At 65.4% G+C, this 21,188-nt stretch carries 18 protein-coding genes and 2 pseudogenes; 8 read left to right on the top strand and 12 right to left on the bottom strand.

What is annotated here, in order from left to right:
* Positions 1 to 201: 201 nt before the first annotated feature.
* Positions 202 to 711: a pantetheine-phosphate adenylyltransferase gene (gene coaD / locus OKW43_RS15490; protein WP_027199615.1), complete on the bottom strand. Its 510-nt coding sequence runs from the start codon at positions 709 to 711 to the stop codon at positions 202 to 204.
* A gap of 108 nt (positions 712 to 819) precedes the next feature.
* Positions 820 to 1,434 (bottom strand): 16S rRNA (guanine(966)-N(2))-methyltransferase RsmD, encoded by a 615-nt coding sequence (gene rsmD / locus OKW43_RS15485; RefSeq protein ID WP_187634002.1) that lies wholly within the window; start codon positions 1,432 to 1,434, stop codon positions 820 to 822.
* Between the two features lie 250 nt (positions 1,435 to 1,684).
* On the opposite strand from rsmD, the gene ftsY reads away from it, so the two are divergent.
* Entirely contained in the window at positions 1,685 to 2,857 is a 1,173-nt protein-coding gene (gene ftsY / locus OKW43_RS15480) for a signal recognition particle-docking protein FtsY (protein WP_187634003.1), read from the top strand.
* Between the two features lie 86 nt (positions 2,858 to 2,943).
* Here ftsY and maiA read toward each other — a convergent pair whose 3' ends face one another.
* On the bottom strand, positions 2,944 to 3,588 hold the full coding sequence (gene maiA, locus OKW43_RS15475; RefSeq protein WP_187634004.1) for a maleylacetoacetate isomerase: 645 nt from the start codon (positions 3,586 to 3,588) through the stop codon (positions 2,944 to 2,946).
* A gap of 34 nt (positions 3,589 to 3,622) precedes the next feature.
* Positions 3,623 to 4,321 carry a fumarylacetoacetate hydrolase family protein gene (locus OKW43_RS15470; RefSeq protein ID WP_187634005.1) on the bottom strand — a complete coding sequence of 233 codons (699 nt, stop codon included), beginning with the start codon at positions 4,319 to 4,321 and terminating at the stop codon, positions 3,623 to 3,625.
* A gap of 221 nt (positions 4,322 to 4,542) precedes the next feature.
* On the opposite strand from OKW43_RS15470, the gene ybiB reads away from it, so the two are divergent.
* On the top strand, positions 4,543 to 5,514 hold the full coding sequence (gene ybiB / locus OKW43_RS15465) for a DNA-binding protein YbiB (RefSeq protein ID WP_187634006.1): 972 nt from the start codon (positions 4,543 to 4,545) through the stop codon (positions 5,512 to 5,514).
* Positions 5,515 to 5,731: 217 nt separating this feature from the next.
* Positions 5,732 to 5,914 (top strand): annotated as a pseudogene (locus tag OKW43_RS15460) (2-isopropylmalate synthase); the annotation flags it as partial.
* Between the two features lie 214 nt (positions 5,915 to 6,128).
* Here the strand turns inward: OKW43_RS15460 and OKW43_RS15455 are convergent.
* Both OKW43_RS15455 and OKW43_RS15450 read right to left on the bottom strand, forming a co-directional pair.
* Positions 6,129 to 6,512 (bottom strand): nuclear transport factor 2 family protein, encoded by a 384-nt coding sequence (locus OKW43_RS15455; RefSeq protein WP_062125919.1) that lies wholly within the window; start codon positions 6,510 to 6,512, stop codon positions 6,129 to 6,131.
* Positions 6,513 to 6,553: 41 nt separating this feature from the next.
* A pseudogene (locus OKW43_RS15450) lies at positions 6,554 to 6,648 on the bottom strand (acyloxyacyl hydrolase); the annotation flags it as partial.
* A gap of 383 nt (positions 6,649 to 7,031) precedes the next feature.
* Here OKW43_RS15450 and rpoH point away from each other — a divergent pair.
* The 4 genes from rpoH to cydB all read left to right on the top strand — a co-directional run bounded on the left by rpoH (position 7,032) and on the right by cydB (position 11,324).
* Positions 7,032 to 7,967: an RNA polymerase sigma factor RpoH gene (rpoH, locus tag OKW43_RS15445; protein WP_176109632.1), complete on the top strand. Its 936-nt coding sequence runs from the start codon at positions 7,032 to 7,034 to the stop codon at positions 7,965 to 7,967.
* Positions 7,968 to 8,310: 343 nt separating this feature from the next.
* Positions 8,311 to 8,571, top strand: coding sequence for a cytochrome oxidase putative small subunit CydP (gene cydP, locus OKW43_RS15440; protein ID WP_429448288.1), 261 nt, complete (start codon positions 8,311 to 8,313; stop codon positions 8,569 to 8,571).
* A complete protein-coding gene (locus OKW43_RS15435; protein WP_429448286.1) occupies positions 8,561 to 10,153 on the top strand; it encodes a cytochrome ubiquinol oxidase subunit I in 1,593 nt (530 codons plus the stop codon). The genes cydP and OKW43_RS15435 overlap by 11 nt, the downstream gene beginning before the upstream one ends.
* Positions 10,154 to 10,187: 34 nt before the next feature.
* Positions 10,188 to 11,324: a cytochrome d ubiquinol oxidase subunit II gene (gene cydB, locus OKW43_RS15430; protein WP_429448284.1), complete on the top strand. Its 1,137-nt coding sequence runs from the start codon at positions 10,188 to 10,190 to the stop codon at positions 11,322 to 11,324.
* A gap of 144 nt (positions 11,325 to 11,468) precedes the next feature.
* Here cydB and nagE read toward each other — a convergent pair whose 3' ends face one another.
* The 5 genes from nagE to OKW43_RS15405 form a co-directional block, all read right to left on the bottom strand.
* Positions 11,469 to 13,283: an N-acetylglucosamine-specific PTS transporter subunit IIBC gene (nagE, locus tag OKW43_RS15425; RefSeq protein ID WP_429448282.1), complete on the bottom strand. Its 1,815-nt coding sequence runs from the start codon at positions 13,281 to 13,283 to the stop codon at positions 11,469 to 11,471.
* Between the two features lie 132 nt (positions 13,284 to 13,415).
* Positions 13,416 to 15,995, bottom strand: coding sequence for a phosphoenolpyruvate--protein phosphotransferase (gene ptsP / locus OKW43_RS15420; RefSeq protein ID WP_429448280.1), 2,580 nt, complete (start codon positions 15,993 to 15,995; stop codon positions 13,416 to 13,418).
* 38 nt (positions 15,996 to 16,033) lie between these two features.
* Positions 16,034 to 17,050, bottom strand: a complete 1,017-nt coding sequence (locus OKW43_RS15415) for an SIS domain-containing protein (RefSeq protein ID WP_429448278.1) — start codon at positions 17,048 to 17,050, stop codon at positions 16,034 to 16,036.
* The gene (gene nagA / locus OKW43_RS15410) at positions 17,034 to 18,137 is read right to left on the bottom strand and encodes an N-acetylglucosamine-6-phosphate deacetylase (protein ID WP_429448276.1); all 1,104 of its coding nucleotides are present in this window, start codon (positions 18,135 to 18,137) and stop codon (positions 17,034 to 17,036) included. The genes OKW43_RS15415 and nagA overlap by 17 nt, the downstream gene beginning before the upstream one ends.
* Positions 18,138 to 18,212: 75 nt before the next feature.
* Positions 18,213 to 18,947 carry a GntR family transcriptional regulator gene (locus OKW43_RS15405; protein WP_187634014.1) on the bottom strand — a complete coding sequence of 245 codons (735 nt, stop codon included), beginning with the start codon at positions 18,945 to 18,947 and terminating at the stop codon, positions 18,213 to 18,215.
* A 367-nt stretch (positions 18,948 to 19,314) separates the two neighbouring features.
* Between OKW43_RS15405 and OKW43_RS15400 the strand changes: the two genes are divergently transcribed.
* Complete coding sequence (locus OKW43_RS15400; protein WP_429448273.1) at positions 19,315 to 20,241, top strand: bifunctional helix-turn-helix transcriptional regulator/GNAT family N-acetyltransferase; 927 nt, start codon at positions 19,315 to 19,317, stop codon at positions 20,239 to 20,241.
* 80 nt (positions 20,242 to 20,321) lie between these two features.
* Here the strand turns inward: OKW43_RS15400 and OKW43_RS15395 are convergent, their stop codons facing one another.
* The gene (locus OKW43_RS15395; RefSeq protein ID WP_429448271.1) at positions 20,322 to 21,134 is read right to left on the bottom strand and encodes a MetQ/NlpA family ABC transporter substrate-binding protein; all 813 of its coding nucleotides are present in this window, start codon (positions 21,132 to 21,134) and stop codon (positions 20,322 to 20,324) included.
* Positions 21,135 to 21,188 lie beyond the last annotated feature (54 nt).

The raw sequence follows: 21,188 nt of genomic DNA, 5'->3' as shown, positions 1-21,188 counted from the left end.
CAGAGAAGCCATCGGCGCCGGTTATCTTCTCGCTGTTACCGAACGAGTACATGGCGCCGATGTACAGCCGACCGAACTAGCCCGGGTAACGGATCGAGTTATCGACGGCGAGCCCTGCTTCGAGTGCCCACGGCAGCCATGAATTTTCCGGGGCCTGGCCGGTTTTGATCCGTCAAAACGGGCCGTTCGCGCGACTCGTGCTCACGTCGCTTGAGCGCCATCCTGCGGATCGAGCGACGCGACTTTCTCCTTCAGCCATTTTTCGACCGATGGGAACACGAACTTGCTGACGTCGCCGCCCAATTGCGCGATCTCGCGCACGATCGTGCCCGAGATGAACTGGTACTGATCGGACGGCGTCATGAACATCGTCTCGACGTCGGGCAGCAGATAGCGGTTCATGCCGGCCATCTGGAACTCGTATTCGAAGTCCGACACCGCGCGAAGACCCCTGACGATCACCCGCGCGTTGTTGGTCCGCACGAAGTCCTTGAGCAATCCCTTGAAGCTCATTACCTGGACGTTCGGGTAGTGGCCGAGCACTTCATGCGCAATCGCGAGGCGCTCCTGGAGAGTGAAAAACGGCTTCTTGGCACGGCTGTCCGCCACACCCACCACCAGCGTGTCGAAAATGCTCGACGCGCGCCGAACGAGGTCTTCGTGACCGCGCGTCAGCGGGTCGAACGTGCCCGGGTACACGGCGACTACCATGAGACTTCTCCTCTTTTCAGACAAAAGGGCACGTCCAAGCGTCCACGCGACGCATCTGGCACCGGCCCGGATGACGATAAACCGCCCGGCCCTTTTTTGGAACGCGCATTATTCCTTATTTTCGCGCTGCAGCAAATGAAAGTGCACAGCGCCCGCTTTGTCCTCCCGCACGACCTCCCAGCCCGTGAGCGGCTCGTGAGCGGCCGGTTCGAGCGCTTCACCGGCCTCGACATAAAGATAGCCGTCGGCGCGCACCAGCGGCACGGCCACCGCGAGCGCCTTGCCGAGCAGGTGGGCATCGAACGGCGGATCGATGAACACGACGTCGAACGAGGCGGGCGCAAGACTCGCCGCAAGACGCAAGCCGTCCGCCTCGGCGATTTCGATCATGCGTGCATCGAGCCGCTGCTGGTTCGCGCGCAACTGGGCGGCGGCGCGCGCATGGCGCTCCACCATCAGCACGCGAGCCGCGCCGCGAGACGCGGCTTCGAAGCCGAGCGCGCCGCTACCGGCGAACAGATCGAGGCAGTGTTGGCCGTCCAGACGCTGGCCGAGCCAGTTGAACAGCGTTTCGCGGACGCGGTCGGGGGTCGGGCGCAAACCGTCCAGATCGAGCACGGGCAGCGGCGTGCGTTTCCAGTCGCCGCCGATGATGCGAATGGCATGCGGCTTGCCGCTTTTGGACGAAGCGCCAGCAGCGCGTGAAGGTGCTAAACGGGGCATGCGGTATCGTGCAGTTTCAGCTGAGTGATGAATACGCCCGCGGCGCCAATGCGCGCGGACCGGAGCACCCACGTTACCACAGGGGCGGCGCGCGTCCAGCCTGGCCGAGCGGCCGATACGACGCGCCGCGGCACGCCTGATAAAATGTGCGGCTGCCAGCGCCCCGGCTTTTCGCATTCCGGCGCTGCCCACCGCTTCGCCGGTCCCGTGCCGGCTGCGCCCATCGGCGCGTCCTCCAATACGTCAGATCATGTTCAGCTTTTTCAAACGATTCAAGGGCTCAAAAGAGTCCGATACCGCCGCAGACGAATCGCTGGCGGCGCAAGACGGCGCGACGCCCGAGGCCGAGGCTGCGCCCGTCGAGCCGGTTGCGCCCGTCCAACCCGTCCAACCCGTCGAGCGTGGCGCGGCCGCCGCTCCGCCTGTGGTGGCCACGACCATCATCGAGCCGCAGCCCGAGCCGCAAGACGCCGCGCTCGACACCGTCGAAATCGTTCCGCCGCCCATGCAGGACGCCGGTGCGAAGCGCTCGTGGCTCACGCGCCTGAAGACCGGACTCGCGAAAACCAGTTCGAACCTGACCGGCATTTTCGTCGGCGCCAAGATCGACGAGGACCTGTACGAGGAACTCGAAACCGCGCTGCTGATGTCGGACGCCGGCGTTGAGGCGACCGAATTCCTGCTCGAATCGCTGCGCGAGAAAGTGCGCAGCGAACGCCTGACGGACCCGCAGCAGGTCAAAATCGCGCTGCGCACGCTGCTCGTCGAGTTGCTGAAGCCGCTTGAGAAATCGCTGATGCTCGGCCGCGCGCAGCCGCTGGTGATGATGATCGCCGGCGTCAACGGCGCGGGCAAAACCACGAGCATCGGCAAGCTCGCCAAGCATCTGCAGAGCTTCGACCAGTCGGTGCTGCTCGCCGCCGGCGACACGTTCCGCGCCGCCGCGCGCGAACAGCTCGCCATCTGGGGCCAGCGCAACAATGTAACCGTGGTCGCGCAGGAAAGCGGCGATCCTGCCGCAGTGATCTTCGACGCGGTCGGCGCCGCGCGCGCGCGCAAGATCGACGTGATGATGGCCGACACGGCCGGCCGCCTGCCCACGCAGCTGCATCTGATGGAAGAACTGCGCAAGGTGAAGCGCGTGATCGGCAAGGCGCAGGACGGCGCACCGCACGAAGTGCTGCTCGTAATCGACGCGAACACCGGTCAGAACGCGCTCACCCAGGTCAAGTCGTTCGACGACGCGCTCGGCCTCACCGGTCTGATCGTCACCAAGCTCGACGGCACCGCGAAGGGCGGCATTCTCGCGGCGATCGCGCGGCAGCGGCCGATTCCGGTGTATTTCATCGGCGTCGGCGAAAAGGTCGAAGATCTGCAGCCGTTCAGCGCGGAGGAGTTTTCGGACGCGCTGCTGGGCGGCTGATCGCGACGGACAAACGAAAAAGGGCACTACGTTGAGTGCCCTTTTTTCATTTCGAGCCGCAGTCGATGTGTCACGCGATCACGCGATCACTCCGCATCTGGCTGCACGCCCGGCGCGGCGCGCGCGAACGCGTCGAGTTGCATCGCGTGATCGTAGATGCGCTGGATCGTCGGAAACTTTGCGGTGTCGACCTTGAAGCGCTGCGCGTTGAACACCTGCGGAATCAGGCACGCGTCGGCGAGAGTCGGTGCGTCGCCGAAACACAGTTTGCCGGTGCGCGCGTCGCCCGCGAGGTGCGTCTCCAGCGTCGCGAAGCCCGCGTCGATCCAGTGCCGGTACCACGCGTCCTTCGCGTCGTCGTCGACTCGCAGCGTGTGCTTCAGATACCGCAGCACGCGCAGATTGTTCAGCGGATGAATCTCGCACGCGACCTGCAGCGCCACCGAGCGGACATAAGCGCGATCGAGCGGCGCCTTGGGCAGCAGCGGCGGCTCGGGATGCGTCTCCTCCAGATACTCGATGATCGCGAGCGACTGCGGCAGCAAATGGCTGCCGTCCGCGAGCGTCGGCACGATACCGTCCGCGTTGATCTTGCGATACTCGGGCTTCAGCTGCTCGCCGCCTTCGCGCACGAGGTGCACCGGCACGTACTCGAACGGCAGGTTCTTCACGTTCAGCGCAATGCGCACGCGATACGACGCCGAGCTACGGAAATAGCTGTAGAGCTTCATGTTGTCTGCCTCCTCCACCTACCCGCGAGCCGTCTCAGACGACGCGCACGCTGAACTCGCCGAGTCCGTCCACGCCGCCCTTCATCAAGTCGCCCTTCACGACCGCGCCGACGCCTTCCGGCGTGCCGGTGAAAATTAGGTCGCCGGCCCGCAGTTCGAACAGCGTCGACAGATACGCGATCGTCTCGGCCACCGACCAGATCAGCTGCGACACATCCGCGCGCTGCTTGTCCTCGCCGTTCACCGACAGCCAGATCGCGCCCCTGCCGATATGACCGACCGTCGCGGCCGGATGGATCGGGCCGAGCGGCGCCGAGTGATCGAAGCCCTTGCCGGTATCCCACGGACGTCCCATCTTCTTCGCTTCGCCTTGCAGGTCGCGGCGCGTCATGTCGAGACCGAGTGCGTAGCCGTACACGTGGCCGAGCGCGCGGTCGACCGGGATGTCCTTGCCGCCCTCACCGATCGCCGCGACCATTTCCATTTCGAAATGGACGTTCTTCGTCTGCGACGGATACGGGAATTCGCCGGTCGTGCCCGGCGCGACGTAGACGATCGCATCGGCCGGCTTCGTGAAGAAGAACGGCGGCTCGCGGTCCGGATCGTGGCCCATTTCGCGCGCATGCGCCTCGTAGTTGCGCCCCACGCAGTAGATGCGCCGCACCGCGAACTGCTCGCTCGACCCCGCGACCGGCACCGCGACCTGTGGTGAGGGTGCAAATACGTAACTCATCCCGTTCTCCGTTTCCGATGGACGCCGCAACGCGCCGATAAAGATCGAGTGTAACGCGCGGCACCGTGCGAGTGCGTGTCAGGCGGACTGTCGCGCGTCGCTGAGTTCCCGCTTCGTTGCTGTTCGCCCCGCTCGCCATAGATGCGATACTCACACCGACCAGTTCCCAGAATGGCGTAGCGATCCGCCCCAGCGCGGCACGCCACCGCCTCTTGCGCCCGATGACCGACTCTACCGATACCACTTCCCCCTTCCCCTGCGCCCGATTCATCAAGGAAATCGGCCGCGGCCCGAACGGCGCCCGCGCGCTGACCGCCGACGATAGCCGCGCGCTCTACACCGCGATGCTCGACGGCCGCGTCGCCGATCTCGAGCTCGGCGCGGTGCTACTTGCGTATCGCGTGAAAGGCGAAACCGCCGACGAACTCGCCGCGATGCTGGCCGCCGCGCATACGTCGTTCGAGCCGGTGCGGCTGCCGCCCGGCCGGTTCCGGCCAGTATCGATTCCGTCGTACAACGGCGCGCGCAAGCAGCCGAACCTCGTGCCGCTGCTCGCGCTGCTGCTCGCGCGCGAAGGCGTGCCCGTGCTCGTGCACGGCGTCACCGACGATCCGGGTCGCGTGACGAGCGCGGAAATCTTCACGCATCTGCGCATCGCCCATGCGCAGTCGCGCGCGCAGATCGAAGCGGGACTCGCCGAGCGCCGCGTCGCGTTCGCATCGGTCGACGTGCTCGCGCCCAAGCTCGCGCGACTGCTCGCGCTGCGCCGGCGCATGGGCGTGCGCAATTCGACGCATACGCTCGTGAAGCTGCTGCAGCCCTTCGCGCCCGCCGGACTGCGGCTCGTCAACTACACGCATCCGCCGTATCGCGACAGCCTCACGCAGCTGTTCATCACGCATCCCGATGCGGCCGTCGGCGGGGCGCTGCTCGCGCGCGGCACCGAAGGCGAGGCGGTCGCCGATACGCGCCGCCAGGTGCAGGTCGACTGGCTGCATGACGGCATCTGCGAGACGCGGCTGCCGCACGCGCGCTCGTCGCCCGATGCGCCCGAAGTCGAACTGCCCGAGGCGCGCGACGCCGCGACCACGGCCGCCTGGATCGACGCCGTGCTGCGCGGCGAAGCGCCGGTGCCAGGCGCGATCGAGCGGCAGGTCGAGCTGATCGTCGATATCGCGAAGACGGCGGCCTGACGGCCCGCCGGTTTACAGGCCGACATACACCGTCATACATTTGTCCTCATGCATTCCCTTCCGAACACCTTCCGAATTATCTCCGGCCGCCTGGCGCGGCCCCTATCGCTACACCTGGCGTAAGTCACGTGTAGCGCCGCGCGCTGGCAGCTCCGGTTGCCGTCGGCGGTCCTTCCCGTAGTTCCCGCAGTTTCGCTTCACCCCCGTCGCAGTTCTCTGTCTGTTCGGCAATGGCGAGCGCACCGGCAACGTCGATCTCGTCACGCTCGCGATGAATCTCGACGCGATGGGCATCGACAGCGGTCTGGATTTGTCGGATCTGACGACGGTCAGGCGCGTGGCGGAGCGTTGCACGCGGCTTCCGGTGGCCGCGCGGCATCCGTATGCGGGAGAGCTGGTGATGCGCGGCGTGCGGGAGCCTCGCGACGCGCATGCGGACATTGATGAGCCCGCCGCAAACAGGCGCGACAAAGCTGACGAATGCGTGAGCGGCGTGAGCGCGCAAATCTGGACTGAGTCTGAACTGAGCGTTGAGCCTTCAGCGGCGGAGTGCGCACCCCGATTCCGCTGCCGCCGCGGACGCGCTCGCGACGCGCGCCCGCGTCAGGAAAATCTCACTCCAGCGCGCAACGCGTCGCCTGCCATGCGATCAGCCGCCACTGCCCGTCTTCGTGCGTATGGATCGCGGTATAGGCAATCGGAAACAGTAGCGCGCCGTTGTTCGCCTCCATCTCGATCAGCGCGCGGCCCGTGACCACGTAGGTCTCCCGCCCGGCCGGCAACACGTCCTGCGACTGCACTTCGATCTGCCGATAACGGCGGCGCCCCGCGATGATCCCGTCGATGAACTGCCGTTTCGTCTCCCGCTTGCCGTTCGTATGGACGTAGCTCACATTGTCCGCGAGCAGCGTGTCGAGCGACTGCCCATCGCCGTCGACCATCGCGCGAAAACGCTCTCGCTCGAGCCCGCGGATCGCCTCGATCATCTTTGCCGCCATTGCAGAGACCCTCGCACACCGCGAGCCGCAGGCGGCCACGGTCAGAAGTGATATTGCAAATATAGCTGGCTGAAATTTATACCAGGATTCGGCTCTTTGATACCGCCATTGAAGCTTGCTGGAAGCGATAGCCGGCGACGTGTGGTCTGCCTCGCGGATAATCCGGCCTTCACTCCCGGCGCGTATTAAGCGACTGCTTCCTTTATTTTTGGCGCAAGCTGAGCAGCGTTCAAGGCACGAACAACGCTGATTTTCATGAAATTAACCGCTTGGAAGCGAGCAAACGTAAGTCGATTATTAGAGTGATGGTGGCCCGAGGTGCTCATTTTTACAGATCAAACAGGCAGACCGAATAGAGCGTATGATGACTATCAAAATACGAAAGTCAATAGGATTTCCGGGAACTTGGATACCCCTGCGACCTCTAAGTATTAGCACTCGGCAGATCAGAGTGCTAACATCCAACGCTGGAGTCGTTTACTGAGTACGCTATTGTCTGATTCCAAAGGAGCTTCACACGTGAGCCATGCAATGACCCTTCCGAGTACTTTGAGCCCGTCGTCGGCTAAGGCCGCTTCGGCAGGTGCACTGGCGCTCTCGCATTCCTCGCTGCTGTCCGGCCAACTGGGCAACATCGACGCCTACATCCAGGCGGTCAACCGGATCCCGATGCTGACGCCGGCGGAAGAACGCCAGTTCGCCACCGAATTGCGCGAACACGACAATCTGGAGGCGGCGCGCCGCCTCGTTCTGTCGCACCTGCGACTCGTCGTGTCCATCGCGCGTAACTACCTCGGTTACGGGCTGCCGCACGCCGACCTGATCCAGGAAGGCAACATCGGCCTGATGAAAGCGGTCAAGCGCTTCGATCCCGAGCAAAACGTGCGCCTCGTGTCGTACGCGATGCACTGGATCAAGGCCGAGATCCATGAATACATCCTGCGCAACTGGCGCATGGTGAAGGTCGCCACCACCAAAGCGCAGCGCAAGCTGTTCTTCAACCTGCGCAGCCACAAGCAAGGTCTCGGCGCGTTCACGCCGGATGAGATCGAGGGTCTCGCCAAGGAATTGAACGTGAAGCGCGAAGAGGTCGCGGAGATGGAAACGCGTCTGTCGGGCGGCGACATCGCGCTCGAAGGTCAGGTCGAAGACGGTGAAGAGTCGTATGCGCCGATCGCCTATCTGGCCGACTCGCACAGCGAGCCGACCGCCGTGCTGGCTTCGCGCCAGCGCGACCGGCTGCAAAGCGACGGCATCGCAAGCGCGCTCGATGCGCTTGATCCGCGCAGCCGCCGCATCATTGAAGCGCGCTGGCTGAAGGTGGCTGACGACGGCTCGGGCGGCTCGACGTTGCATGAGCTGGCCGATGAATTCGGCGTATCGGCCGAACGTATCCGCCAGATCGAAGCCAGCGCGATGAAGAAGATGCGCGGTGCGCTGACCGAATACGCATAAAGCGTCGAAGCCATGCGCGCGTAAATGGCGCTCAAAGCCCCGCCCTCGCAAGACGGCGGGGTTTTTTATTCGTTTCGTCCACTCTTTGGTCCGCGCGGCCGCGCATTCACGTCGGCCGACCCGCGAGTTGCCCAGGCGAGGCCGGTAAGCCTTTCTTGACGTATCGAGAATCCGGTAGCAATACTGCGTGAACGCGGCAAGTTTTGCGATGTGACGCCGCATGGCTAAACTGGAGCGCGCGAGGCTCACCTCCTACAATCGGCATGCATTCGCCAGACTGCCTGACGGCCAGCGCGGTCTGGATCCAGCCGGCTCACCGGCGTGAAGTCGTCTTCGACCGATCATGACCATAGCCCTGAATCGCAGCAGCTCTGTCCGGTCGCGCTGGCGCGGCCGGTTCACCAGGTGGGTACGCGATCCAGCGCTCGCGCGCGATATCGCCATCATCCTCGCCATCAAGTTCACACTGCTGATGGCGCTCAAGTTCACATTCTTCAATCATCCACAGGCGGAGCACATGATGCTGCCGCCTGAGCAGGTCGCGCAGGCGCTGCTGTCGGTGCCCGTCCCGCATCCGTCTCGAGGTGATCAACATGCCCGTTAGCGAAGTCGTAGAACTGTCGCGGCTCCAGTTCGCCATCACGGCGCTTTATCACTTTCTGTTCGTGCCGCTGACGCTCGGCCTCGCCTGGCTGCTCGTCATCATGGAGTCGGTCTATGTGATGACCGGCAAGCAGATCTACAAGGACATGACGCAGTTCTGGGGCAAGCTGTTCGGCATCAACTTTGCGATGGGCGTCGCGACCGGCCTCACGCTCGAGTTTCAGTTCGGCACCAACTGGGCTTATTACTCGCATTATGTCGGCGACATTTTCGGTGTGCCGCTAGCCGTCGAAGGGCTGATGGCGTTCTTCCTCGAATCGACGTTCGTCGGTCTGTTCTTCTTCGGCTGGAACAGATTGTCAAAAGTCCAGCATCTGATCGTCACGTTCTGTGTCGCGCTCGGTTCGAACCTGTCGGCGCTATGGATTCTGATTGCCAACGGCTGGATGAATAATCCGGTCGGCGCGAAGTTCAACTACCAGACGATGCGCATGGAGCTCGACAGCATCGGCGCGGTGATCTTCAATCCGGTCGCGCAGGTGAAGTTCGTGCATACGGTGTCGGCCGGCTATGTGACCGCGGCGATGTTCGTGCTCGGCGTGTCGTCGTGGTATCTGTTGAAGCGCCGCGACACCGAGTTCGCGCTGCGCTCGTTCGCAATCGCCGCCGGCTTCGGCCTCGCGTCGGCACTGTGCGTGATCGTGCTCGGCGACGAATCCGGCTATCGCACCGGTGAAGTCCAGCAGATCAAGCTCGCCGCGATCGAATCCGAATGGGAGACCGCGCCCGCGCCGGCACCGTTCACGGTATTCGGTATTCCAAACCAGAAGGAGCAACGCACCGACTACGCGATCCGTGTGCCGTACGCGCTCGGCATCATCGCGACCCGCTCGCTCGACGAACCCGTGGTCGGCCTGCGCGACCTGATCGCCGAAAACGAAGGTCGCATCAAGGACGGCATGCTCGCCTATTCGGCGTTGCAGCGGTTGAAGGGCGGCGACTCCAGCGACGAGGCGCATGCCGCCTTCGACAAGTACAAGGACGATCTCGGCTACGCCCTGCTGCTCAAGCAGTTCACGCCGAACGTCACCGACGCGACACCAGTCCAGATCGCCGCCGCGGCAAGAGCCACGGTTCCGCCGGTGCTGCCGCTGTTCTTCTCGTTTCGCATGATGGTCGGCCTTGGGCTGCTGTTCCTCGCGACCTTCGTGCTCGCATTCTGGTTCTGCGCGCAGCGCACGCTGCTGCTCGAAAAGCGCCGTTGGTTCCTGCGCTGGGCGGTCATAGCGATTCCGCTGCCGTGGCTCGCCGCCGAGCTCGGCTGGATCGTCGCCGAAATGGGCCGCCAGCCGTGGAGCATCGCGGGCATTCTGCCGACCAACCTGGCCGTGTCGACGCTGACGCCGCGCGATCTGTATCTGAGCATCGGCGGCTTCGTGCTGTTCTACACGGCGCTGTTCGTCATCGAGATCATGCTGATGTTCAAGTACGCGCGGCTCGGCCCCTCGTCGCTGCATACGGGCCGCTATCACCACGAGAACGAACAGCCGGTGACGCGGCCACTGTCGAACACGGCAGCATGACGCACCGCTACACCGCCTCGGAGGAGAAACCCATATGGATTACGCAGCCCTCAAACTGATCTGGTGGGTCTTGATAGGGGTACTGCTGATCGGCTTCGCGCTCACCGACGGCTTCGACATGGGCGCGGCGATCCTGCTGCCGTTCATCGCCAAAACGGACTCCGAGCGCCGCATCGTCGTGAACACGGTCGGCGCAACATGGGAAGGCAACCAGGTCTGGTTCGTGACCGCGGCGGCCGCGATGTTCGCCGCGTGGCCGCTCGCCTACGCGGCATCCTTCTCGGGCTTCTACTTCGCGATGCTGCTCGTGCTGTTCGCGCTGTTCTTCCGCCCGGTCGGCTTCGACTATCGCGGCAAGCGCGAGGATCCGCGCTGGCGCAACGCGTGGGACTGGGGCCTCTTTATCGGCGGCTTCGTACCGGCGCTCGTGATCGGCATCGCGTTCGGCAATCTGCTGCAAGGCGTGCCGTTCTCGTTCGATACCGACCTGCGCGTCACCTATCACGGCAGCTTCTTTGGCCTGCTCAATCCGTTCGCGTTACTGACGGGTCTCGTCAGCGTGTCGATGCTGGCCGCGCACGGCGCCGCGTTCGTCAAGTGGAAAACCGATGGCGTGGTTCACGAGCGCGCGTCGAAGGCGCTGCGGCTCGCGGCGCTGTGCGCGGTGGTGCTGTTCCTCGTCGCGGGCGCGCTCGTCGCGACGATGATCGGCGGCTATCAGATCGTCGATGCGCCGCCGCTCGACGCCGTCTCCAATCCGTTGATGAAGACCGTGATCGGCGCGCCGGGTTTGTGGCTGACCAACTACGCGCTTTATCCGTGGATGGTGATGGCGCCGCTCGCGGCTCTCGTCGGCGGGGTGCTCGCGGCGCTGCTCGCGCGTTCGCGCTTAGAGGCGACGGCGTTTCTGTCGACGTCGCTGATGATCGTCGGCGTGATCTTGACCACTGGCTTCTCGATGTTCCCGTTCATCATGCCTTCGTCGCTCGACGGCCGCAGCAGCCTGACCCTGTGGGATTCGGCGTCGAGCCGCATGACGCTCGAGATCATGCTGTTCGCGGTGATCGTGTTCCTGCCGGTCATCCTGCTCTATACGGGCTGGGTGTATCGGGTGATGCGCGGCAAGGTGACCGCCGCGGCGATCGAGGAAAACCATCATTCGATGTATTGAGCGGCACTGCCACAGCGGGCGATTCGCCAGGCGCCACGCGTTGCGCGTCAACGCGAAAGCGGCACCTTGGAACAAGGTGCCGCTTTGTTATTGCCGTGCTGTGATCGCTGCGCGACTCAACAGCGCTGCACAGCCATCAACCGATCACGCCGGCACCGGCGCCGCGCCCCCGCCGCCTTGCGATGACAGTCGCCCGGCCAGCTTCTGCGCATAGCGCTGCGCGGCTTCGCCGACGACGATATGGAACGTGTTCGTCGACACCCACGCGGTATCGAGCGTCGCGAGGCGCTGACGATCGACCGCCGACGGATCGCGCACGACCACTCGCAGACGCGTCGCCGCGACCGCATCGAGCGACACCACGTTGCCCGCGCCGCCGAACACGGCGAGCCAGCGCAGCGGATCGGGATCGAGCGGACCGCCTTGCGCGTCGTGAGCGTGCGCGGCGTTTTGCGCGACCGGCGCGGCCGCGGTAGCTGCCGGAGTAGCAGCTGGCGCCGACACGGCAGCAGCACCCGCCGCCTTCACCGCGCTACCCTCACCCTGCGCGATCGCCGTACGCATCTCATCGGCGATGATGTCCGCCTCGGGTCCGATGATCACCTGCACGTTGTTCGCGCCGCGCTTGAGCACGCCGCGCGCGCCGATCGACTTCAGCTCGCTGTCGGAGACCTTGTTCGCATCGACGACCGACAAACGCAGACGCGTCGTGCACGCATCCACGACCGACAGATTCGCCGCGCCACCGAGCGCCGCGATATAACGCTGCGCACGCGGCACGGCCGCACCGGCCGCCGGCGCGACGAAACCACCGGCCGCGAACGACTCGACCTGCTCGTCGGCAGCGGCGGGCTCACGGCCCGGCGTCGCCATGTTGAACTTGCGGATGAAGAAGCGGAACAGACCGTAGTACAGGACCGAGTACACGACGCCCATCGGAATCGCCCACCAGCCCTTGGTCGACAGACCGAAGTTCAGCACGTAGTCGATGAAGCCCGCCGAGAACGTGAAGCCGAGGTGAATCCCGAGCGCCGAGCAGATCGCGAGCGACAGCCCCGTCAGCAGCGCGTGGATCGCATACAGCACCGGCGCGAGGAACATGAAGCTGAACTCGATCGGCTCGGTGACACCGGTCAGGAACGACGTGAGCGCCATCGAGAACAGCAGGCCGAACACCATCGCGCGACGCTCCTTCGGCGCCTCGTGATACATCGCGAGACATGCGGCCGGCAGGCCGAACATCATCACCGGGAAGAAACCGGTCATGAAGGTGCCCGCGGTCGGGTCGCCCGCGAAGAAGCGGTGCAGGTCTCCCGTGACCGGCGCGCCGCCCGCCGGCGTGAAGGTGCCGAACACGAACCACGTCAGCGAGTTAAGGATGTGATGCAAGCCCGTGACCAGCAGCAGCCGGTTCAGCACGCCGAACACGAACGCGCCGAGTGCACCGGCCGTCGTGAGCCAGTGGCCGGCCACGTCGATTGCGTTCTGCACCGGCTCCCACACGTGGCCGAATACGATGCCTAGCCCCACGCACACCACGCCTGTCACGATCGGCACGAAGCGTTTGCCGCCGAAGAACGCGAGGTAGTCGGGCAGCTTGATGTCCTTGTAGCGGTTGTACAGCAGCCCCGCGACGATCCCGGCGATGATCCCCGACAGCACGCCCATGTTGAGCTTGTCGTTGATGTCCTTCATCACCGCGATCTGCACCAGATAGCCGATCGCCCCGGCGAGACCGGCGACGCCGTTATTGTCTTTCGCGAAGCCGACCGCCACGCCGATCGCGAACAAGAGCGGCAGGTTGTCGAAGATCGCGCCGCCCGCATCGGCGATCATCTTGATGTTGAACACGTCGGGCTGCCCGAGCCGCAGCAGCAGGCCGGCAACCGGTAGTACCGCGATCGGCAGCATCAGCGCGCGTCCCAGGCGCTGAATCTTCAGAAACGGATTTCCATCCATCGGTATCTCCAATTTTGTCTCGTAGGGGTACGGCTTGGGGGAGTGGTGCAGCAATGCAGTGAATCGTGTCGCGCGCGCGGGCAGACGTGCTGCCGTGCGCGCGGCGTGCGGGTCTTTGAGTTCGTTAATTTTTCAATCGAGCGGCCACGTGGCGCGGCTCGTGGCTCTGACCGCCTGCGCGGAGTCGAGCGCGAGCGCATCGCGGGCACGCTGGCGGCACAGTTGATAGTCGAGCGTGCGCACGCGTGCCTTGATGCCGGGCACCGACAGCGGATCGACCGACAACTCGGTCACGCCGAGGCCGACGAGCAGCGGCATCGCCAGCGGGTCGCCGGCGAGCGCGCCGCATACGCCGACCCATTTACCATGCTTCGCGGCACCTTCGACGGTCGCCGCGATCAGGCGCAGCACCGCCGGATGCAGGCCGTCCGCCTGCGCCGCGAGATCGGGCTGGCAGCGGTCCATCGCGAGCGTGTATTGCGTCAGGTCGTTGGTGCCGATCGACAGGAAATCAGCGTGCTGCGCGAGCTGATCGGCGAGCAATGCAGCCGACGGCACTTCGATCATCACGCCCACTTCGATCGGCTCGGTACCACCCGCTTCGCGTGCGAGCTCGTCGATACGCTTGCGGATGCGGATCAGTTCGCCGGCATCGGTGACCATCGGCAGCAGGATGCGCACGGCGCCGACTGGACGCACGGCGAGCAGGCCGCGCAGCTGGTCGTCGAGCAGATCGGGGCGAATCTGCGCGAGGCGCACGCCGCGCAGGCCGAGCGCGGGGTTCGGCTCGGGCGGCAGCGTCAGATAATCGACTTCCTTGTCCGCGCCGACGTCGAGCGTGCGGATGATCGCGGTGCGGCCGCGCAACGCATCGACGATCGCCTGATAGCTGTGGCGATGCTCGTCCGCGCTCGGTGCGGTCGGGCGGTGGATGAACAGCAGCTCGGTGCGCAGCAGTCCGACCGCGTCGGCGCCGTTGTCGACGGCGGCCGTCGCGTCGTCGAGTGTGGCGATGTTGGCGGCCACTTCGATCGCGCGGCCGTCGGAGGTCGCGGCTGACTGCTGCGACGTGCGGCGATTCGCTTCGCGCACGTCGGCGAGGCGGCTGCATTCGCGGCGCGCACGTTCGACGTCGAGTTCGGTCGGCGCGAATTCGAGCCGGCCCGTGCTCGCATGCACCACCACCTGAGTGCCCTCGGGTATCGCGTGCAACGCGTCGCCGACCGCGACCAGCGCCGGAATGCCCGCCTGACGCGCGAGAATCGCCGCGTGCGAGGTCGCGCCGCCACGTGCCATCACAAGCCCGGTGACGCGCGTGCGATCGAGCGACGACAGATCCGACGGCGTGAATTCGTCGGCCGCGAGCACCGCCTCGTCTGGCAGCGTGCGGGCCGCGCTGCTGGTGTAACCGAGCGCGCGCTGCACGCGCTTTTCGATGTCGCGCAGATCGGCGGCACGCTCGGCCAGCAACGCGTCCTCCACGTTACTGAGGATTCCGATTTGCGCGCGGATCGCCTCGCGCCACGCAAAACCGGCGCTCTTGCCGAGGCTGATCAGATCGCGTGCGGCGTCGAGCAGCGTCGGATCTTCGAGCAGCACACGATGCACCGCGAATATCCCCGCCTCGCCGACCGCGCCGCGTTGCGACGCATCGCGCACGATCGTGTCGAGATCGGCGTCGACGGTCGCGATCGCCTTGTCGAGCAGACGGCTCTCCGCCGCCGGCGTGCCGCTCGCCTGCTCCGGCGGATCGAGATCCGCGTCGTCCCAGCGCACCAGCTTGCCCAGCGCGACGCCCGGCGCCGCGCACACGCCAGCGAGCGTATTCGGCGCGAGCGGCTCGCCCGCAGCGGGCGCCGCAACGACTGCCGCCGCTGGTGTCGCTTGCCGCGCCGGCTTCTGCTCGCGCATCTGCTCGACCTCGCCATGCGCTTCGCGCGTCAGTTCGTCAGCGATTGCATCGACCGCCGCCTGCGCCTGCGGACCGACGCCGAGCAGCTCTATGCTCGCGCCTTCGCCGGCACCGAGTCCCAGCAGACCCACTACGCTTTCGATCGGCGCCTTGCGCCCGTCGTAGCGCACCTCGACGCGCGCGTCGAAGCCGCGCGCCGCTTCACGCGCTCGCGCCGCGGGCCGCGCATGCAAGCCGCCCGCGTGCGTCAGCGTGACCTGCCGACGCGCTTCGTCCATGATGTGCGCAGCGCTCGCCTCGCGCACCGCGTCGTGGCTGACGCCCTCGCGCGCGCGCAGCACCAGCAGCGGCGTTTCGCCGGCCTTCGCGTGGCCGGCCGGTGCACGCTCGATGATCTCGAACGCATCCGAATTCGCAATCGCGATGACCGACACGAGGCTCGGCGCATTGAGCGCGATCTGATCCTGATCGAACTCGATCAGCACGTCGCCGACGTGCACGTGCGCGCCCTGCCCGACCATCGGCGCAAAACCCTTGCCGTTCAGCCCGACCGTGTCGATACCGATATGCAGCAGAATCTGCGCGCCTTCGGCGCTCTCGAGCGTCACCGCATGGCCGGTGCGCGCCAGATGCGTGACGACGCCGTCGCATGGCGCGACGAGCCGGCCCTCGAGCGGATCGACGCCGATGCCGTCGCCGAACATGCCGCCCGAAAACACCGGGTCCGGCACGTTCGCGAGTGGCACGACCGGGCCGGTCAGCGGTGCAAGCAAAACAATGTGATCTTCGGAATGGCTCATCAGATTTGACTTCTCGACACGTCGCATCGTCATTCTCGTCAGTGAGTTTCGGTGACTTTGTTCAGATGGCGTGGCGCGTCGGGATTGCGCCCGCGCGCGGCGGCAAGGTCCGCGGCCATCACGTAAAAGGACAGGATGGCCGCGATCGGATCGAGCGCCGCGTGGGCGGTGGCGACGAGCGGCAGCGAAGCTTCCTCGATGTCGTCCGGCGCCGCGAGCAGCACGCGCGCGCCGCGCGCGCGCATGTCGTGCGCGAGTTGCAGCAGACCGGCCTGCTCCGGTCCGCGCGGCGCGAACACGAGCAGTGGATAGTCGCGGTCGATCAGCTCCATCGGACCATGACGCACTTCCGCGCTCGAAAACGCTTCGGCCTGAATGCCGGAGGTTTCCTTGAGCTTCAGCGCGGCTTCCTGCGCGATCGCGAGGCCAAGGCCGCGGCCAATCACGATCATCCGCTCGATGCCGCGCAACTCCTTCACGGCCATCGACCAGTCGAGCCGGCCCGCGCGTTCCAGCGCATCGGGCAGCGCGCTCAGTCCGCCGAGCAGCTCGGCGTCGTTCTGCCAATGCGCGACCAGCTGCGCGGAGATCGACAGCATCGCGATATAGCTCTTGGTCGCCGCGACGCTCAGTTCGGGACCGGCGACGAGCGGCAGATGCCACTCGCACGCGCCGGCGAGCGGCGACGACGGCGCGTTCACGGCGGCGACCGTCAATGCGCCGGCCGCGCGCAGCGCGTTCATGGTGCCGACGAGGTCGGGGCTTTTGCCCGATTGCGAAAACGCGAGCGCAAGCTGATCGCGCACCTGCAGCGGCGCCTGCTGCAGCGTCGCGACCGACATCGGCAGCGACGCGACCGGCACGCCGAGGCGGCTCATCGTCAGGGACGCAAAGTAGCTGGCGGCATGGTCCGAGCTGCCGCGCGCGACCGTCAGCGCGACATGGCGCGGCTGTTGCGCAAGCGTCGCGGCGAGCGCCGCGACGCGCGAGGTGTCCTTGAGCTGCTCAGCGACCGTTGCGGCGGACGCGAGCGCTTCCTTAAGCATATTCGACAATGGCTTCTCCTTCGACATAGGTCGCGCTCAGCGCCAGCTCGCGATCGAATACGACCACGTCGGCCCACGCACCGCGCGCGATGCGGCCGCGGTCCTCGATGGCGAGATAGTCGGCGGCGTAACGCGACAAACGGTGGGATACATCGGCGATCGGCAGGCCGATCGAAACGAGATTGCGCAGCGCCTGATCCATCGTCAGCGTGCTGCCCGCGAGCGTACCGTCGGCCAGACGTACGCCGCCGAGGCACTTGGTCACGTGCTGGCTGCCGAGGCGATATTCGCCGTCGGGCATGCCGGTGGCCGACGTGCTGTCCGTCACCACGTACAGGCGCGGAATCGCGCGCAGAGCGGCGCGGATCGCGCCGGGATGCACGTGCAGCAGGTCGGGAATGATTTCGGCGTATTCGGCGTGCGCGAGCGCGGCGCCGACCAGACCAGGGTTGCGGTGATGCAGCGGCGACATGGCGTTGAACAGATGCGTGAAACCGCACGCGCCGTGCTTTAGCGCGGCGACCGCGTCGTCGTAGGTGCCGAGCGAATGGCCGAGCTGCACGCGTACGCCGCGCGCCGCCATCTCGGAGATGATCTCCATGTGGCCGGCGATCTCGGGCGCAAGCGTGACCACGCGGATCGGCGCGATCGACAGATACTTGAGCACCTCGTCCATCACCGCCGATACCGCCGCGTCGGGCTGAGCGCCGAGCTTGCCGGGGTTGATGTACGGCCCTTCCAGATGCACGCCAAGCACGCGCGCGCAGCCCGGCGTGCGCACGCGGGTGACGTTGCCGAGCCCGGCCACCACGTTCATCAGTTCGTCGCGCGGCGCGGTCATCGTCGTCGCGAGCAGGCTCGTGGTGCCATAGCGCGCATGCGTGCGCGTGATCGTTTCGATCGCGTCGCCTGCCTCCATCACGTCGGCGCCGCCGCCGCCATGCACGTGCAGATCGATGAAGCCGGGCAGGATGTACGGTGCGTCGTTCGTCGACGGATCGGCGCGCTCGCCGGACAGCGCCGTGATGCGGCCGTTTTCGAATTCGAGCGTGCCGTGGATCCACCCTTCGGTGGTGAGTATGTTTCCGGTCAGCATGAGTCTCTCTGGTGCGTGATACGGATGCGGCAAATGTGCGTCCGCCGGACTTAGGGCCGACGCGGACCGCGCAATTCAGGTGCGCAATTCAGCGACGAAGTCGTAGTAGTCGTCGCGGCAATAGGTGTCGGTCAGCTCGATCGCGCGCTGATCCGCGCTGTAGCCGATACGGGTAATGACCAGCAACGCGGTGCGCGGTTCGATGTCCATCAGTGCGGCGATTTCGCTCGACGCGTTGACCGCGCGAAAGTGCTGCAACGCGCGCACGACCGCCGCGCCGCGTTGCTCGAGATAGCTGTACAGCGAGTCGCCGATCACGAGCGGATCGGGCACGATCGCGACCGGCAGCGCCGAATGCTCGACCGCCATCACGATGCCGTCCGCGCGCCGCAGCCGCCGCAGGCTCGTGACGGCCGCGCCCGGTGACAGGCCGAGGTGCAGCAGCTCGTCGCGGTTGGCGGCGCGCACGTCGCGTTCGAGCCACACCGAATCCGGGCGGAAACCGCGCTGCTGCATCTTCTTCGTGAAGCCGGTGAGACGCGATAGCGGATCCTCGACGCGCGGCGTGATGAAGCTGCCCGCGCCGCGCGAGCGCCGAATCAACCCCTGCTCGACCAGCAGCTCGATCGCCTTGCGCGCGGTGATGCGCGACACGCCGATAGCGTCGGACAGCGTACGTTCGGAGGGCAGCGCCTCGCCGGCCGACCAGACGCCGCAATGGATCGCCGTCGCCAGGTTGCGCGCGAGTTGCAGGTAGAGCGGCGTGACGTTGCGCACGTCAGGCATCAATGCGGACCAGCGAGTTTCCATGGGGCTCCAAGGACGCCGCGAGCAGCACGGCCTAGGAAAACTGAGAGCCCATTATATAACCAACATAATACCAGTCAATCGAGTGGTTCTATGTCAGTCCAGCAAGCCGCAAAGCCTTGCCGCACAAGGCTCATCGCCTTTTCCGGGCGCTGTGTCGACGGGAATTCGGAGACCAGGAGTTACCCGTATCGAACTCGCTGGGCGATACCAGCAAGCGGTCCGCGTACCACAGTGGTATCGGAAAAACCTCATCGATCAATACCTGTTCAATACCACTTTGCGCATCGCTGCGATTCGCAAGTTTTGTAAATAACAGGCGTGCCGATATAGTGCGTGTACATACCATAAAGAGTCCCGGGGAGTCCCCTTGACAGATTCCGAGGCGCTGCGGCGCGCTCAGGCCGTTCGCCATTTCAACCGCTTCTATACCCAATGCATCGGCGCCCTGCACGAGCATCTGGCCCGAAGCCAGTTCTCGCTGACGGAAGTGCGTGTGCTGCACGAGCTATCGCGCGTGCGCGCGCAGACGGCGTCGGTGCTCGGGCGCTCGCTCGGGCTCGATAGCGGCTATCTGAGCCGCCTGCTGACCAGTTTCGAGCGACGCAACCTGATCACACGCCGCCCGTCCGACACCGACGCGCGCCAGTCGCTGATCGCATTGACCGAGCACGGACACGCGACCTATGCGCCGCTCGACGCCGCCGCCGTCCACGAAGCGCTCGGCCTGCTCGACAGGCTCAGCGCGCTGTCGCAGGAGCAGTTGATCGGCGCGATGAAGCTGATCGAGCGTCTGCTCGCCGACAAGCCGAAGCACGAGCTCGTGAGGCTGCGTCAACCGCGCGCGGGCGAATGCGGCTGGCTCGTGCATCGTCAGGCGCAGTGGTTCGCCGCACAGTACGGCTGGGATCACACGTTCGAGGGCTTGCTCGCGCGCATCGTCGCCGAGTACGCGCAGCGCAACGATACGTTGCGCGAGAAATGCTGGGTCGCCGAGCAGGAAGGTCTGGTGGTCGGCTCGGTTTGCCTCGTCGGGGTCTCGACGACGGTCGCCGGACTGCGCATGCTGTGGGTCGAACCGGACGTACGGCGGCTCGGCATCGGCACTCAGTTGCTCGGCGAATGCGTGCGCTTCGCGCTTCGCGCGGGCTACACGAAGCTCACGCTGACCACCGCGAGCGCGTTGGCGGAGCCGCGTCGGCTTTGCGAGCGCGCCGGATTCAAGCTGGCCGGCAGCGCGGCACAACGCCGCTTCGGCCACGATCTGGTGATCGAAAGATGGGAGTTGGAGCTATAAAAAAGGCACTCGCCCGGGCGGCGAGTGCCTCTTCCGATGATGCGATGCGATTGCCAGCGCAACCGCTCTGCACGCGTCGTTTAGAACGACGGCACCATCGAACCCTTGAACTGCGTCTTGATGAACTGGCGCACATCTTCCGACTGATACGCCGCGACCAGCTTCTTGACCCACGGCTGATCCTTGTCCTTCGCGCGCACGGCGATCAGGTTCGCGTACGGGCTATGGATGTCTTCCAGCGCGATCGCGTCCCTGGTCGGCTGCAGGCCGGCGGCCAGCGCGAAGTTCGTGTTGATGACGGCGGCATCGACATCGGCGAGCGAGCGCGGCAGTTGCGCGGCGTCGAGCTCGACGAACCTGATCTTCTTCGGATTGTCGACGACGTCGAGCGGGGTCGCGTTGTTGCCGCCCGTGGCCGCGCCGGCCTTCAGCTTGATCAGCCCCTGCGCCTGCAGCAATAGCAGCGCGCGATTTTCGTTCGACGGATCGTTCGGCACCGCGACCTTCGCGCCCTGCGGCAGGTCCTTCAACGACTTCAGCTTTTTCGAGTACGCGCCCAGCGGCGAGATGTACGTGAGACCCGCGTTGACGAGCTTGTAGCCGCGCTGCTTGATCTGGCTATCGAGGTAGGGCTGGTGCTGGAAGCTGTTTGCGTCGAGGTCGCCCGCGTCGAGCGCGGCGTTCGGCTGGATGTAATCGTTGAACTCGACGACCTTCACGTTCAGGCCTTCGCGCTTCGCGACTTTGGTGACGACTTCCCAGATCTGCGAGTCCGGGCCGCCGATCGTGCCGACCTTGATGACCTTGTCGTCGGCGTGCGCGCCGAAGCTGGTCAGGATCATTGCACCGGCCACAATTGCGGTGAGGGATTTGAGGACATTTCTGCGCTGCATGTGATTCTCGCTGTTGCTGATCGACGTTTGAGTCGATGGCTCCGATCGGTGCCG

Origin of the sequence: Paraburkholderia sp. WC7.3g (assembly GCF_050436345.1) — a bacterium.
Classification (GTDB): Bacteria; Pseudomonadota; Gammaproteobacteria; order Burkholderiales; family Burkholderiaceae; genus Paraburkholderia; species Paraburkholderia podalyriae.
This window is presented reverse-complemented; position numbering and strand designations above follow the sequence as displayed.

Bases quoted from the DNA above. Each gene is read 5' to 3' on its own strand.
- coaD (WP_027199615.1), bottom strand. From the start codon at position 711: ATGGTAGTCGCCGTGTACCCGGGCACGTTCGACCCGCTGACGCGCGGT.
- rsmD (WP_187634002.1), bottom strand. From the start codon at position 1,434: ATGCCCCGTTTAGCACCTTCACGCGCTGCTGGCGCTTCGTCCAAAAGC.
- ftsY (WP_187634003.1), top strand. From the start codon at position 1,685: ATGTTCAGCTTTTTCAAACGATTCAAGGGCTCAAAAGAGTCCGATACC.
- maiA (WP_187634004.1), bottom strand. From the start codon at position 3,588: ATGAAGCTCTACAGCTATTTCCGTAGCTCGGCGTCGTATCGCGTGCGC.
- OKW43_RS15470 (WP_187634005.1), bottom strand. From the start codon at position 4,321: ATGAGTTACGTATTTGCACCCTCACCACAGGTCGCGGTGCCGGTCGCG.
- ybiB (WP_187634006.1), top strand. From the start codon at position 4,543: ATGACCGACTCTACCGATACCACTTCCCCCTTCCCCTGCGCCCGATTC.
- OKW43_RS15455 (WP_062125919.1), bottom strand. From the start codon at position 6,512: ATGGCGGCAAAGATGATCGAGGCGATCCGCGGGCTCGAGCGAGAGCGT.
- cydP (WP_429448288.1), top strand. From the start codon at position 8,311: ATGACCATAGCCCTGAATCGCAGCAGCTCTGTCCGGTCGCGCTGGCGC.
- OKW43_RS15435 (WP_429448286.1), top strand. From the start codon at position 8,561: ATGCCCGTTAGCGAAGTCGTAGAACTGTCGCGGCTCCAGTTCGCCATC.
- cydB (WP_429448284.1), top strand. From the start codon at position 10,188: ATGGATTACGCAGCCCTCAAACTGATCTGGTGGGTCTTGATAGGGGTA.
- nagE (WP_429448282.1), bottom strand. From the start codon at position 13,283: ATGGATGGAAATCCGTTTCTGAAGATTCAGCGCCTGGGACGCGCGCTG.
- ptsP (WP_429448280.1), bottom strand. From the start codon at position 15,995: ATGAGCCATTCCGAAGATCACATTGTTTTGCTTGCACCGCTGACCGGC.
- nagA (WP_429448276.1), bottom strand. From the start codon at position 18,137: ATGCTGACCGGAAACATACTCACCACCGAAGGGTGGATCCACGGCACG.
- OKW43_RS15405 (WP_187634014.1), bottom strand. From the start codon at position 18,947: ATGGAAACTCGCTGGTCCGCATTGATGCCTGACGTGCGCAACGTCACG.
- OKW43_RS15395 (WP_429448271.1), bottom strand. From the start codon at position 21,134: ATGCAGCGCAGAAATGTCCTCAAATCCCTCACCGCAATTGTGGCCGGT.